This window comes from Paracoccus sp. NFXS7, assembly GCF_040148865.1.
Lineage (GTDB): Bacteria > Pseudomonadota > Alphaproteobacteria > Rhodobacterales > Rhodobacteraceae > Paracoccus > Paracoccus marcusii.
Window position 1 is genome coordinate 81,379 of sequence record NZ_JAKEKV010000007.1, and the last position, 12,802, is coordinate 94,180.

The 12,802-nt window shown below is 70.5% G+C and carries 11 protein-coding genes; 7 read left to right on the top strand and 4 right to left on the bottom strand.

Features of this window, described 5'->3' with window-relative positions; all coding sequences use genetic code 11:
* Positions 1-5 precede the first annotated feature (5 nt).
* Genes LZ686_RS12660 through LZ686_RS12675 form a run of 4 tightly spaced genes read left to right on the top strand, consistent with a single transcriptional unit; the run spans position 6 to position 6,267 of the window.
* Positions 6-707: a response regulator gene (locus LZ686_RS12660; RefSeq protein ID WP_046001231.1), complete on the top strand. Its 702-nt coding sequence runs from the start codon at positions 6-8 to the stop codon at positions 705-707.
* Between the two features lie 27 nt (positions 708-734).
* A complete protein-coding gene (locus LZ686_RS12665; RefSeq protein WP_349548034.1) occupies positions 735-1,541 on the top strand; it encodes a uracil-DNA glycosylase in 807 nt (268 codons plus the stop codon).
* A gap of 54 nt (positions 1,542-1,595) precedes the next feature.
* A complete protein-coding gene (locus LZ686_RS12670; RefSeq protein WP_349548035.1) occupies positions 1,596-2,924 on the top strand; it encodes an efflux RND transporter periplasmic adaptor subunit in 1,329 nt (442 codons plus the stop codon).
* Positions 2,917-6,267: an efflux RND transporter permease subunit gene (locus LZ686_RS12675; RefSeq protein WP_349548036.1), complete on the top strand. Its 3,351-nt coding sequence runs from the start codon at positions 2,917-2,919 to the stop codon at positions 6,265-6,267. Before LZ686_RS12670 ends, LZ686_RS12675 begins: the two co-directional genes overlap by 8 nt.
* Here LZ686_RS12675 and LZ686_RS12680 read toward each other — a convergent pair.
* Complete coding sequence (locus tag LZ686_RS12680) at positions 6,264-7,064, bottom strand: protein-disulfide reductase DsbD domain-containing protein (protein WP_349548037.1); 801 nt, start codon at positions 7,062-7,064, stop codon at positions 6,264-6,266. The genes LZ686_RS12675 and LZ686_RS12680 overlap by 4 nt on opposite strands.
* 103 nt (positions 7,065-7,167) lie before the next feature.
* Here LZ686_RS12680 and LZ686_RS12685 point away from each other — a divergent pair, with 103 nt between their 5' ends.
* On the top strand, positions 7,168-7,761 hold the full coding sequence (locus tag LZ686_RS12685) for a YqgE/AlgH family protein (protein ID WP_046001439.1): 594 nt from the start codon (positions 7,168-7,170) through the stop codon (positions 7,759-7,761).
* Positions 7,762-7,912: 151 nt separating this feature from the next.
* Here LZ686_RS12685 and map read toward each other — a convergent pair whose 3' ends face one another.
* Complete coding sequence (gene map, locus LZ686_RS12690; RefSeq protein ID WP_349548038.1) at positions 7,913-8,710, bottom strand: type I methionyl aminopeptidase; 798 nt, start codon at positions 8,708-8,710, stop codon at positions 7,913-7,915.
* Positions 8,711-8,812: 102 nt separating this feature from the next.
* Between map and LZ686_RS12695 the strand changes: the two genes are divergently transcribed.
* Entirely contained in the window at positions 8,813-9,553 is a 741-nt protein-coding gene (locus LZ686_RS12695; protein ID WP_045983329.1) for a competence/damage-inducible protein A, read from the top strand.
* Positions 9,550-10,269: a GNAT family N-acetyltransferase gene (locus LZ686_RS12700; protein WP_349548039.1), complete on the top strand. Its 720-nt coding sequence runs from the start codon at positions 9,550-9,552 to the stop codon at positions 10,267-10,269. Before LZ686_RS12695 ends, LZ686_RS12700 begins: the two co-directional genes overlap by 4 nt.
* Positions 10,270-10,367: 98 nt before the next feature.
* Here the strand turns inward: LZ686_RS12700 and LZ686_RS12705 are convergent, their stop codons facing one another.
* Complete coding sequence (locus tag LZ686_RS12705; RefSeq protein WP_349548040.1) at positions 10,368-11,189, bottom strand: tryptophan 2,3-dioxygenase; 822 nt, start codon at positions 11,187-11,189, stop codon at positions 10,368-10,370.
* Positions 11,186-12,799, bottom strand: a complete 1,614-nt coding sequence (locus tag LZ686_RS12710) for a benzoate-CoA ligase family protein (RefSeq protein WP_349548041.1) — start codon at positions 12,797-12,799, stop codon at positions 11,186-11,188. The genes LZ686_RS12705 and LZ686_RS12710 overlap by 4 nt, the downstream gene beginning before the upstream one ends.
* Between the last annotated feature and the right edge of the window lie 3 nt (positions 12,800-12,802).

Below are 12,802 nucleotides of genomic sequence, written 5' to 3' on the forward strand. Positions count from 1 at the left end.
CCGCCATGACGCATACCGACTGCCACCTGCTGATCGTCGACGACGACGAACGCATCCGCGCGCTGCTGGGGCGGTTCCTGCGCAAGAACGGATACATGGTCACCATGGCCCGCGACGCGGTCCAGGCGCGCCGCCTGCTGGCGGGGCTGGAATTCGACCTGATCGTCATGGACGTGATGATGCCCGGAGAGGACGGCCTGGCCCTGACGCGGGCGCTGCGCGAGCGCATCGACACGCCGATCCTGCTGCTGACCGCCAAGGGCGAGACAGAGGACCGGATCAGCGGGCTGGAAAGCGGCGCCGACGATTACCTGCCCAAGCCCTTCGAGCCGCGCGAACTGCTGCTGCGCATCGGTGCGATCCTGCGCCGGGTGCCGGTGGTCGAGGTGGCGCAGCCGAAATACCTGACGCTTGGCGCGCTGCGCTATGACACGGACAAGGGCGAGTTGTGGAACGGCGACGCGCCGCTGCGCCTGACGGGCACGGAAACCGCGCTGCTGCGCCGTCTTGCGGCCAGCCGGGGCCAGCCGGTCAGCCGCGCCGACCTGATCGACGACCTGGGCCGGGGCGGCGGCGAGGACGAGAACGGAGAGCGCGCCATCGACGTCCAGATCACCCGCCTGCGCCGCAAGATCGAGCCCGACCCGCGAGAGCCGCGCTTCCTGCAGACGGTGCGGGGCACCGGTTACATGCTGGTGGTGGACTAGGGCGGTCCGCGGCCCTAGCGTGCGGCGATGAACGATCAGGCCACATATCGGGGAATCACGCTGGACGGGGACAGCGCGCTGGCGCTGCTGGACTGGCAGCTGGAGATGGGCTGCGACGTGCCCATGCTGGATGCGCCGGTCGACCGGTTCGACCTGCCGACCCGCGTGGCGCCCGCGGCCCCCGTGCCCCAGGCCCTGCCGCCGCCCGCCGACGACGATCTGGCCGGCAGCGTGGCCCTGGCGCAGGCACTGGCCGACGGGGCCGGCACCCTGGCCGCGCTGGCCGAGGCCCAGCAGGGGTTTGACGGGATCGAGCTGAAGAAGGGCGCCCGCAATTTCTGCTTTGCCGATGGCAATCCCAAGGCCCGCGTCCTGATCCTTGGAGAGGCGCCGGGTGACGAGGAGGACCGGCAGGGCCGCCCCTTCGTGGGGCGCGCGGGACAGATGCTGGACCGCATGTTCGCGGCCATCGGGCTGTCGCGCGACGGGGTCGATGCGGAACGCGCCTTCTATGTCACGAACGTCCTGACATGGCGCCCGCCCGGCAACCGCGACCCCGAGCCCGATGAAATTGCCGTGAGCCTGCCGTTCCTGCGCCGCCATGTCGATCTGGTGGCGCCCGACCTGATCGTGCTGATGGGCAACATTGCCTGTCAGGCGGCGATCGAGAAACGCGGCATCCTGCGCCTGCGCGGCCAGTGGGTGCAGGCGTTCGGACGGCCCGCACTGCCCATGACGCACCCGTCCTATCTGCTGCGCAACCCCGCCGCCAAGCGCGAGGCCTGGGCGGACCTTCTGTCGCTGCAGGCGCGGCTGGAATCGCTTTCCGTTTAGGTTTCGTTTGCCCATCATGCGCTATCCCGGCCATCCCATAGATGGACCATCCGCATGCATTTCCTGTCCCGCAGCCTTCTGGGGCTGTTCCTGACCTTCCTGACGCTGGCCCTGCTGATGCTGGCCGCGGGGATCCTGTGGCGTACGGTGACGCCGGACGGGGATGGACCCGCGGTGCGCGCCCCTGCCGAACAGGTCTATGCCGCGCGGCTGGTCACGGTCGCGCCGGGGGTGGTCCAGCCGCAGATGCAGGTGTTCGGCCAGGTCCTGTCGCGACGCGAACTGCAGCTGCGCGCGGGTGCCGGGGGCCGCATCGTCCAGTTGGACCCCGCCTTGCAGGAGGGCGGCACGGTCGTCGCGGGCCAGCTGCTGGCGCGCATCGACCCGTCCGCCGCACAGGCGGCGCTGGACAGCAGCCAGGCCGAACGCGCAGACGCCCAGGGCGTGCTGGAGGATGCGCGCCGCCGCGTCGACATCGCGGCCCAGGACGTGGCCGCGGCGGACCGCCAGGCCGAACTGCGCGCCGCCGCGGTGACGCGGCAGGAGCAGCTGGCCGACCGCGGCCTGGGCACCAGCCTGGACCGCGAGACCGCCGAACTGGCCGCATCCACCGCCAGCCAGACCGTGATCGCCGCCCGCGCCTCCCAGGCCGACGCGCAAAGCGCCGTGACCGCGGCCGAGAACGCCCTGCGCCGGGCCGAGATCGCCGTGACCGAGGCCCGCCGCGCACTGGCCGACACGGAACTGCGCGCGGGCTTCGACGGGCGCGTCACCGCCGTCACCGCGGTCGAGGGCGCGCTGGTCGGCGTGAACGAACAGCTGGCCACGATCATCGACCCCGCGGCGCTGGAACTGCAGATCCCGCTGTCGCTGGACCAGTTCGGGCGCCTGCTGGGCCCGGACGGTGCCCTGCTGGACCGCGAGGTGACGGTGACGCTGGACGGCAGCGCCGGCGCAGTGGTCGCGCAGGCGCGGCTGGACCGGGCGGCGGCCTCGGTCGCGGAAGGGACGGCGGGGCGGGTGGTCTATGCCCGGCTGGTCCAGGGTGCGCAGGCGCTGCGCCCGGGCGATTTCGTGACCGCGCGCATCGCCGAACCGGCGCTGTCCGACGCGGCGATCATCCCGGCGGCGACCCTGGGGTCGGATGGCGGCGTGCTTGTCGCGGGGGCGGACGGCCGCCTGCAGGCGACGCTCGTGACCGTGCTGCGCCGGCAGGGTGACGATCTGATCATCGCGGTGCCGGCCGACTTGGCAGGGGCGCGCATCGTAGCCGAACGCGCGCCGCAGCTGGGCACCGGCATCCGCGTCCGCGACGCCGCAGCCCCCGTGCCCGCGCAGGGGCCCGATCAGCGGGCGCAGGGCCGGGGTCCCACCCGTGGATAGGCGCCCGGGCCTGATCGGCACCTTTGTGCGCCATGCTACGCTGGCCAACCTGCTGCTGGCGGTGATGGTGGTGGCGGGCCTCTATTCCGCGCCGCGCCTCAGGGCGCAATTCTTTCCCGACACGGTCGTCCAGCAGATCCAGGTGGCCGTCCGCTGGGACGGGGCCGGGGCGGATGATGTGGACCGCTCGGTGGTCGGCGTGCTGGAACCCGCGCTGATCGCGGTCGAGGGCGTGTCCCTGACCGAAAGCCAGTCCAGCCAAGGCAGCGCCCGCATCACCCTGGAGTTCGAGCCGGGCTGGGACATGTCCCGCGCCACCGGCGAGGTCGAGGCCGCCATCGCCGCCGCGGGCGACCTGCCCGAGGGCGCCGAGGACCCCGAGGTCACGCGCCGCGCCTGGCGCGACGCGGTCACCGACGTGGTGATCTCGGGCCCTGTGGGCCTGGATCAGCTGGGCCGCATCGCGGACGACCTGACCAACCGCCTGTACGCCCGTGGGGTGACGCGGCTGTCCGTCACCGGCCTGTCCGCCCCCGAAACCCTGGTCCAGCTGCGCATGGCCGACCTGGTGCAGCACGACATCACGTTGGACCAGATCGCGGCGACCATCGCCGCCGCCGCCGCGCCCACGCCTGCGGGCGACGTGGCATCGGGCATATCGCGCGTGCGCACGGGGGCCGAGACACGCACCCCCGAACAGGTCTCGGCTCTGGTCCTGACCGCGCTGCCCGACGGGACGCAGCTGACCATAGGCGACGTGGCGCAGGTGCGCGACACGGGCATCGACCGTGGCGTGGCCTATTTCGTCGACGGCAACCCGGCGGTCACGGTGTCCGTCCAGCGCAGCGCATCGGGCGACGCGATCGGCATGCAGCAGGACGTGCAGGCGGCCGTCGACGCGCTGGCGCCGACCCTGCCGCAGGGGGTCACGGCGGAACTGGTTCGGGCGCGGGCGGAACAGATCTCGGCCCGGCTGTCGCTGCTGATGGACAATGCGCTGATGGGGCTGGCGCTGGTCCTGGGCCTGCTGTTCCTGTTTCTGAACGCCCGCACCGCGATCTGGGTCGCGGCGGGCATCCCGGCGGCGCTGCTGGCGGCGGTGGCGATGATGTACGCGGTCGGCATGACGATCAACATGATCTCTCTGTTCGCGCTGATCCTGACGCTGGGCATCATCGTGGACGACGCCATCGTGGTGGGCGAACATGCCGACTATCGCGCCCGCAAGCTGGGCGAGCCGCCGCTGATCGCCGCCGAACGGGCGGCGGGCGCGATGGGCGCACCAGTGATCGCATCGACCCTGACCACGATCATCGCCTTTGCCGGGCTGGTGCTGATCGGCGGACAGTTCGGGTCGCTGGTGTCGGACATTCCTCTGACCGTCATTCTGGTGCTGGCGGCATCGCTGATCGAATGTTTCCTGATCCTGCCCAACCACATGGCGCATGCGCTGGCCCATCACGGCAAGGACCGCTGGTACGACCGGCCGTCGGTCGTCGTGAACCGCTGGCTGGACCGGTTCGTGGCGGGCGTTCTGCGCCCGCTGGCGCGTCTGGTGCTTGTCGCCCGCTATCCGGTGCTGGCGCTGGTCATGGTGGGCTTTTCCTGGTCCACGGCGGCGCTGATCAGCGGGTCGGTGCCGTGGCGGTTCTTCGATTCGCCCGAACAGGGCAGTGTGTCGGGCAATTTCGCCATGCTGGAGGGGGCCACCCGCGACGACACCCTGCGCGTCATGGGACTGGTGCAGGACGCGGTGGACCGGGTCGCGGCCGAATATGAGGCCGAATACGGCGTCAGCCCGCTGACCCATGTGATGACCCAGGTCGGCGGCAATGCGGGCCGTCCCCTGCCGGGGGCCGAGACCAAGGATGCCGACCTGCTGGGCGCCGTCCAGATGGAGCTGATCGACCCCGATTTCCGCCCCTATTCCAGCTTCGAGCTGGTCGCCGCCTTGCAGGAGGCCATGCCCACCGACCCTCAGCTGGAAACGATCAGCTTTCGCGGCGGGCGGTCGGGACCGGGCGGCGATGCCATCTCGGTGCTGATGACCGGCGCGGATGCCGCGACGCTGAAGGCCGCCGCCGAGGCGCTGAAGGCGCGGCTGGCCGAGGCGCCCGAGGTCTCGGCGCTGGAGGACAGCCTGGACTATGACAAGGACGAGCTGGCGCTGCGCCTGACGCCCCAGGGCGAGGCCCTGGGCTTCACCACCGACGGGTTTGCGCGCGAGCTGCGCCAGCGCCTTGGCGGGATCGAGGCCGCAACCTGGCCCGAGGGCACCCGCACCGGCGCCATCACCGTGGAACTGGCCGAAGACGACCGCCGCGCCGATTTCCTGGACCGGATGCAGATGCGCACCGCGTCCGGGGCTTGGGTGCCCCTGGGCGACATCGTGTCGGTCAGCACCGAGGCGGGCTTCTCGGTCGTCCGCCGCGAGAACGGCGAGCGGATGATCGAGGTCACCGGCGACATCTCGGGCGACGATCCGGCGCGGGCGGCGGCGATCACCGCCGACCTGCAGACGCGCCTGCTGCCCGACATCGCCGCGCAGTTCGGTGTGACCTATGACGTCACCGGCCTGGCCCAGCAGGAGCGCGCGTTCCTGTCAGAAGCTCTGATCGGATTCGCGCTGGCGCTGACCGGCATCTACATGGTGCTGGCGTGGATCTTTGCCAGCTGGACGCGGCCCCTGGTGGTGATGTCGGTCATCCCCTTCGGACTGATCGGCGCGGTCTGGGGGCACGCGGCCTGGGGCCTGCCGCTGAGCCTGTTTTCCGTGGTGGGCCTGATCGGCATGTCGGGGATCATCATCAACGATTCCATCGTGCTGATCTCGACCATCGACGAATACCGGGCCACCCGGGCCCTGCGGCCCGCGATCGTCGATGCGGTCGCCGACCGGTTCCGCCCCGTGCTGCTGACCACGGCCACCACGGTCCTGGGCCTGGCCCCGCTGTTGTACGAACGTTCGTCGCAGGCGCTGTTCCTCAAGCCCACGGTGGTCACGCTGGCCTATGGGCTGGGGTTCGGGATGGTGCTGGTGCTGCTGGTGGTGCCGGCCGTGCTGGTCGCAGGCGACGATCTGGCCCGCGCCCGCCGGGCCTTTCGCCGCAGCCTGCGGGCCGGGCCGGTGCGCGTCGTGATGCGCGGCGCGGTGATCGCGGCCGTCGCGGGGCTGCTGCTGATCCTGGGGCCGGTGACGGTGCTGCCCGCGATGGGCCTGGCCGCGCCCGGCGGGTGGCCGGGGGCGGGGGGCGCGCTGCTGGCCTATCTGGCGATGCTGGCGGCGATCATGGCGGGGGCAACCCTGGCGCAGGTCCGGCGGGGGCGCCGCGCGGGGACCTAGTCCGCGGTGCAGCCGGTGGTTTCGGTCGCCCGGCCCCCATCGGCCGGGATCACCGTCAGGCGCAGCGCGTCATGGTCCAGATCGAAGGGCTTGCCCGAGGGGGCGACCATTTCGACAACCGCCTGGGGGCCCGTGGGTCCGGGCAGGATGTCCGCCGCCGAGACCCAGATCTGCGGATTGTCGGTCAGTTCGACCGCGGCCAGCGTGGCCGGGCCCTGCGGCAGGTCCATCGCGACGCGCAGCCCGTCTGCCAGGGGCGTCACCTCGCAGGCGGGATTGCCGTCCAGGCGCTGCGGCTCCGCTGCAAGGGCGCTGGCGATCACCGGGTCCGACTGCCTGCCCACGGGCGGCGCCTGCAGTTCAAGGTGCACGGGAACGCAGATGTTCTCGCACAGGCCTAGATCGATCTGGGCGGAGATGTCGACGGGCTTGCCGGGGTCCTGCGGATGGGCGGTCAGCGGAAGCACGAGGCGGTCGTGATAGCCCATCTCCAGCGTCTCTCCGGACCGGATGGCCTGGGGCGCGGGCCAGTGCAGGGTGACATGGGACAGGTTCCGTGACCCCGCCCAGTCCAGCTGGGGCGGCAGGCCGGTGTCGCCGGGGCTGCGCCAGTAGGTCTTCCAGCCCGGCTCCAGCAGCAGTTCCAGCGCCAGGATGCGCGCGCCGCCGGGTTCGGTCCAGCCGGGCAGCAGCTGTGCGCCGCGCAGGCCGGGCGGCAGGTCGTCCTGGGCGATGGCGGGTCCGGTCAGGAAAAGCGCCAGGGCGGTGGCAAGAAGCGGGCGGGGGAAATGTGTCATGCCCCTGTCCTAGCGCCCGCGCGGCGGGGGCGGAAAGTCACAATTCCGCGCAAGCCTTGCAACATCCTGCCCCAGTGCCGATCTGTCATGAAAAGGAGACATGATGACCAGCATCACCGGTGATTCCGCCCAAGACCGCAACCTGACCGGCAAGATCCTGATCGCCATGCCAGGCATGAGCGATCCGCGTTTCGAGCGGTCCGTGGTGCTGGTCTGCGCGCATTCCGACGAGGGGGCGATGGGGCTGGTGCTGAATCGCCCGCTGCCCGAGATCGGCTTTGGCGATCTGCTGGACCAGCTGGGCATCGAGGCCGAGGAGGATGCGCGGCCGATCGAGGTTCGCTTTGGCGGCCCGGTCGAGCCGGGCCGGGGATTCGTGCTGCACAAGGTGGCCGAGCACGGGCAGGACCCCGAGGGTCGCTTGCGGATCGGCCAGGCGCTGGCGATGACCACGACGCGCGACATCTTGGTCGAATTGGCGCAGGGCTATGGCCCCGACCCTGCGGTTCTGGCGCTTGGCTATGCAGGCTGGGGGCCGGGGCAGCTGGAGACCGAGATGCTGGCCAATGGCTGGTTGACCGGAGATGGCGCCGAGGATCTGATCTTTGATCTGTCGCACGAGGACAAGTGGCAGCGCGCGCTGCGGGCGCAGGGGATCGATCCGTCGCTTTTGTCGGCTGCGTCCGGCCGCGCCTGAGCTTTGCGTCCCGCGCGGCGCCGGGGGGTTCCACCCCCCGGACCCCCTGGGGCGGAGGACGCCTTGCGGTGTTTTCCTGACCAATGAATGATTGCGACCTCCGGGGGGTCCGGGGGGCGGAGCGCCCCCGGCCACCGCGGGACGCAATCGATCACGCCAGTTCGGGGAAGAACCGGTCGGAAGGGGTAAAGATCTCGCATCCGTCGGCCGTCACGCCGATCGAATGTTCGAACTGCGCCGACAGCGACTTGTCGCGCGTCACCGCCGTCCAGTCATCGGCCAGGACCTTGGTTTCCGGGCGGCCCAGGTTGATCATCGGCTCGATGGTGAAGAACATCCCCTCCTCCAGCACCGGACCTTTGCCCGCGCGCCCGAAATGCAGCACGTTCGGCGGCGCATGGAACACCCGCCCGATCCCGTGGCCGCAGAAATCGCGCACGACGGACATCCGCCGTTCCTCCGCATAGGTCTGGATCGCCGCGCCGATGTCGCCGAAGGTCGCGCCGGGGCGCACGGCCTCGATCCCCTTCATCAGCGCGTCATGGGTCACCTGCAGCAGCCGCTGCGCCTTGAGCGACGGCTTGCCCGCCACATACATCCGGCTGGTGTCGCCGAACCAGCCGTCCAGGATGACCGTCACGTCGATGTTCAGGATATCGCCGTCCTTGAGGCTCTTGTCGCCCGGGATGCCGTGACAGACCACGTGGTTCACGCTGATGCAGCTGGCATGCTGGTACCCGCGATAGCCGATCGTGGCCGAGGTCGCGCCCAGCTCCGTCACCCGGCCCCGGATGAAATCGTCCAACGCGCCGGTGGTGACGCCCGGTGCGACCATCGGCCCCACCTCGTCCAGGATCCGCGCGGCCAGGGCGCCCGCCGCCCGCATGCCTGCGAAATCCCCGGGCATGTGCAGGCGGATGCCTTCCCTCGTGATACGGCCTTCGTCCATCGCTGATCCTTTCTGTCTGCCGCCCTAGATAGAGACGCGCGCCCACTTGTTCCAGCCCCGGCTGCGGGCATAGATGGGGCGCGACACCCAAGGGAGAGCCTGATGCAGTCCGACAACCCCACAGCCGCCATCCTGGTCATCGGCGACGAGATCCTGTCCGGCCGCACCCGCGAAGGGAACGCCCATCACCTGGCCCAGGTGCTGACCGCCACCGGCATCGACCTCCAGGAGATCCGCGTCGTGGCCGACGACACCGACCGCATCGTGGATGCGATCCGCGCACTGGACCGGACCCTGGGCGGGGCATACGACCTTCTGTTCACCTCCGGTGGCATCGGGCCCACGCATGACGACATCACCGCCGATGCCGTGGCCGCCGCCCATGGCACCACGGTCGAGGTCAACCCCACCGCCCGCGCCCTGCTGCAGGAGCGCTGTGACCGCATGGGGGTCGAACTGAACGAGAACCGCCTGCGCATGGCCCGCATCCCCGTGGGTGCGACGCTGATCGACAATGCCGTGTCGGCCGCGCCCGGCTTCTCCATCGGCGCGACGCATGTGATGGCGGGCGTCCCCGAGGTGTTCCGCGCCATGGTCGCCTGGCTGATCCCGCAGCTGCCCGTGGGCCGCCCGGTGCAATCCCTGACCGTCGAGGTCCGCCGCGGCGAGAGCGAGGTGGCCGAGGACCTCAAGGCCGTCGCCGCCGAATATGCCGACCTGTCCCTGGGGTCGTATCCGTTCCGCGACGATACGGGCTGGGGGACGAACCTGGTCGTGCGGGGCCTCGATGCCGCCCGCGTCGATCAGGCCATGGCCGCGCTGCGCGGACGCATCGGTCTGTGAGGCCCGACCCCGATCTGGCCGCCGCCTTCGAGGCGACCTGGCCCGCGTTTGACACCGTCCGCTGCGGCGGCTTCCTGGTTGGGCGGGGCGCAGGGGCGGGCGGGCGCGTCAGCTCGGCCATCGTGGTGGGCCCGTGGGGCGATGCCGACATCGACGCCGCCTGCGCCCGTCATGCCGCATGGGGTCAGCCGCCGCTGTTCCGTGCCTGGGACGATGAGACTGACCTGATCGCCACCCTGACCGCGCGCGGCCTCGGCGCGCATATCCCGACCCAGGTCATGGCCGCACCCATCGCCGCGCTGACCGACCGGCCAATCCCGCCCGTGACCGCCTTTGCCATCTGGCCCCCCTTGGCGATCCAGCGCCAGATCTGGGGCGCGGGCAACATCACTCCCGCAAGACAGGCCGTGATCGACCGCGTGCCCCTGCCCAAGGCCGCACTTTTGGGCCGCATCCGGGACCGCGCCGCAGGCGCAGGCTTCGTCGCGTTGCATGACCGCACCGCCATGGTCCACGCCGTCGAAGTCCTGCCTGCCTTCCGCCGCCAGGGTCTCGCCGGCTGGATGATGCGCCAAGCCGCCGCTTGGGCCCAGGATCTCGGTGCCACACGCATCGGCCTGGCCGTCAGCCGCGCGAATACCGCAGCCCATGCCACTTATGCCAGCCTCGGCTTCACCGCCGCCGGCAGCTACGCCTATTACGGCCCCGCCGCCTGAGCCACCGGACCGACCGCGCCCGGACCGCAGGTCCGGGCGCCACCGACGGCCGCGACCCCGGCCCGTCAGGGCCGGTCAGGCGAGGCCGTCCGCCCCGCTCACAGTTCGGTCCGCAGCTCCCACAGGTCGGGGAACAGCACCACGTCCAGCATCCGCCGCAGATAATTCACCCCCGACGTGCCGCCGGATCCGCGCTTGAAGCCGATGATCCGCTCCACCGTCGTCACATGGTTGAATCGCCAGCGGCGGAAGTAATCCTCGAAATCCACCAGCTTCTCGGCCAGTTCATACAGCTCCCAATACCGCACAGGGTCGCGATACACCGCCGCCCAGGCCGCCCGCGCCGCCGCGTCCGGCGCATGGGGCGCGTCCAGCGCGGTGCGCGCCGCCACGTCGAACCCCGCCGCTCTCAGCCGCCCCAGAACCTCGTCGTACAGCGACGGCCGCGCGGCCTCCGCCCGCAGCGCCTCGGCCAGGTCGGGCCGATGCGCATGGGGCGCGATCATCGCCATGTTGCGGTTGCCCGCGACGAACTCGATCATCCGGTACTGATGCGACTGAAACCCGCTGCTTTCGGCTAGCGCGGGGCGAAAGGTCGAATATTCCGACGGCGTCATGGTGCGCAGCACGTCCCAGGCCGAATTCAGCTGCTCCATGATCCGCGCCACGCGGGTCAGCATCTTGAAGGCGGGCCGCAAGTCGCCCGCGGCAATCCGTTCCCGCACCGCCCCCATCTCCAGCAAGGCCAGCTTCATCCACAATTCGGAGGTCTGGTGCTGGATGATGAACAGCATCTCGTCATGCGCATCCGACAGCGGATGCTGCGATGTCAGTAGCCGGTCCAGCCCCAGATAATCGCCATAGGACATGCGCCCGTCGAACGACATGCGCGCGCCTTCCTGTGCAGGGTCGATACTCATTGCTTCAGCCTGAACCGCTGGATCTTGCCGGTCTGGGTCTTGGGCAGGGCCGCGCAGAAGACCACCCGGCGGGGATATTTGAAGGGCGCGATCACGTCCTTCACATGACGCTGCAGCCGCTCCGCCGTCGCGGTGTCGGGCGCGACGCCGGGGGCCAGCACCACATGCGCCTCGACGATCTGGCCGCGCTCCGGGTCCGGCACCCCGATCACCGCGCATTCCAGCACGTCCGCGTGCGCCAGCAGTGCGGCCTCCACATCCGGCCCCGCGATGTTGTAGCCCGACGACACGATGATGTCGTCGCAGCGCGCCGCGAAATGGAACCGCCCGTCATCGTCCTGCCAGAAGGTGTCGCCGGTCAGGTTCCAGCCGCCTTGCACATACTCTGCCTGCCGCGCATCGTTCAGATAGCGGCAGCCGGTCGGCCCGACCACCGCCAGCCGCCCCATCTCTCCGCGCGGCACCTCCTGTCCCGCATCGTCCACGATCCGCGCGCGGTATCCCTGCACGGGCCGCCCGGTGCAGCCCGGATGGCTGTCGTCCAGACGGTTGGTCAGGAAAATGTGCAGCATCTCGGTCGCGCCGATCCCGTCCAGCATCGGCTTGCCGGTGCGGTCGTGCCAGTCCTGCCAGATCGGGGCGGGCAGGGTTTCGCCCGCGCTGATCGCCACGCGCAGGCTGGACAGGTCCGCCCCTTGGTCCATCGCGCGCAGCATCACCCGGTACGCCGTGGGCGCGGTCACGCAGATCGTGGCGCGGTGGCGTTCGATGATCTCGATCATGTTCGGGGGCGAGGCATTCTCCAGCAGCACCGCGCTGGCCCCGAACCGCAGCGGGAACACCGCCAGCCCGCCCAGCCCGAAGGTGAACGCCAGCGGCGGCGATCCCACGAACACATCGTCGGGCGTCACCCCCAGAACCTCGCGCGCATAGCCGTCGGCGATGATCAGCAGGTCGCGGTGGAAATGCATCGTGGCCTTGGGCTCGCCCGTCGAACCCGACGTCATCCCCAACAGTGCCACGTCATCCCGCCCGGTCCGCACCGCCTCGAACCGCACGGGTTTCGTCAGCGCCGCGCGGTCCAGCTCTGCGTCATGGTTCGCGGTGCCGTCGAACCCCACCACGGTGGTCAGCGTGGCCGAGCCCTTGGCCGCCGCCACCAGCTCATCCATCAGGCGTGTGTCGCACAGCGCATGCGTCACCTGCGCCTTGTCGATGATCTGGGACAGCTCCTTGGCGCGCAGCATGGGCATGGTGTTCACGACCACCGCCCCCGCCTTGGTCGCGGCCAGCCAGCAGGCGACCATCGCGGGGTTGTTGGCCGACCGGATCAGCACCCGGTTGCCCGGCCGCAGCCCATAATCCGCGACCAGCGCATGGGCCAGCCGGTTGGTCCAGTCCGACAGCTCCTTGTAGGTCCGCGCCCGCCCGTTGCCGACCAGCGCGACCCGGTCGCCGAAGCCGCGATCGACCATGCGGTCGGTCAGTTCCGCACCTGCGTTCAGCCAGTCGGGATAGTCGTATCCGGACAGGTCGATCCGCGGCCAGGCCTCCCGCGGGGGCAGGTTGTCGCGCGTGAAGCTGTCCTCGTGCCCGCTTGGTCCCAGCATGAT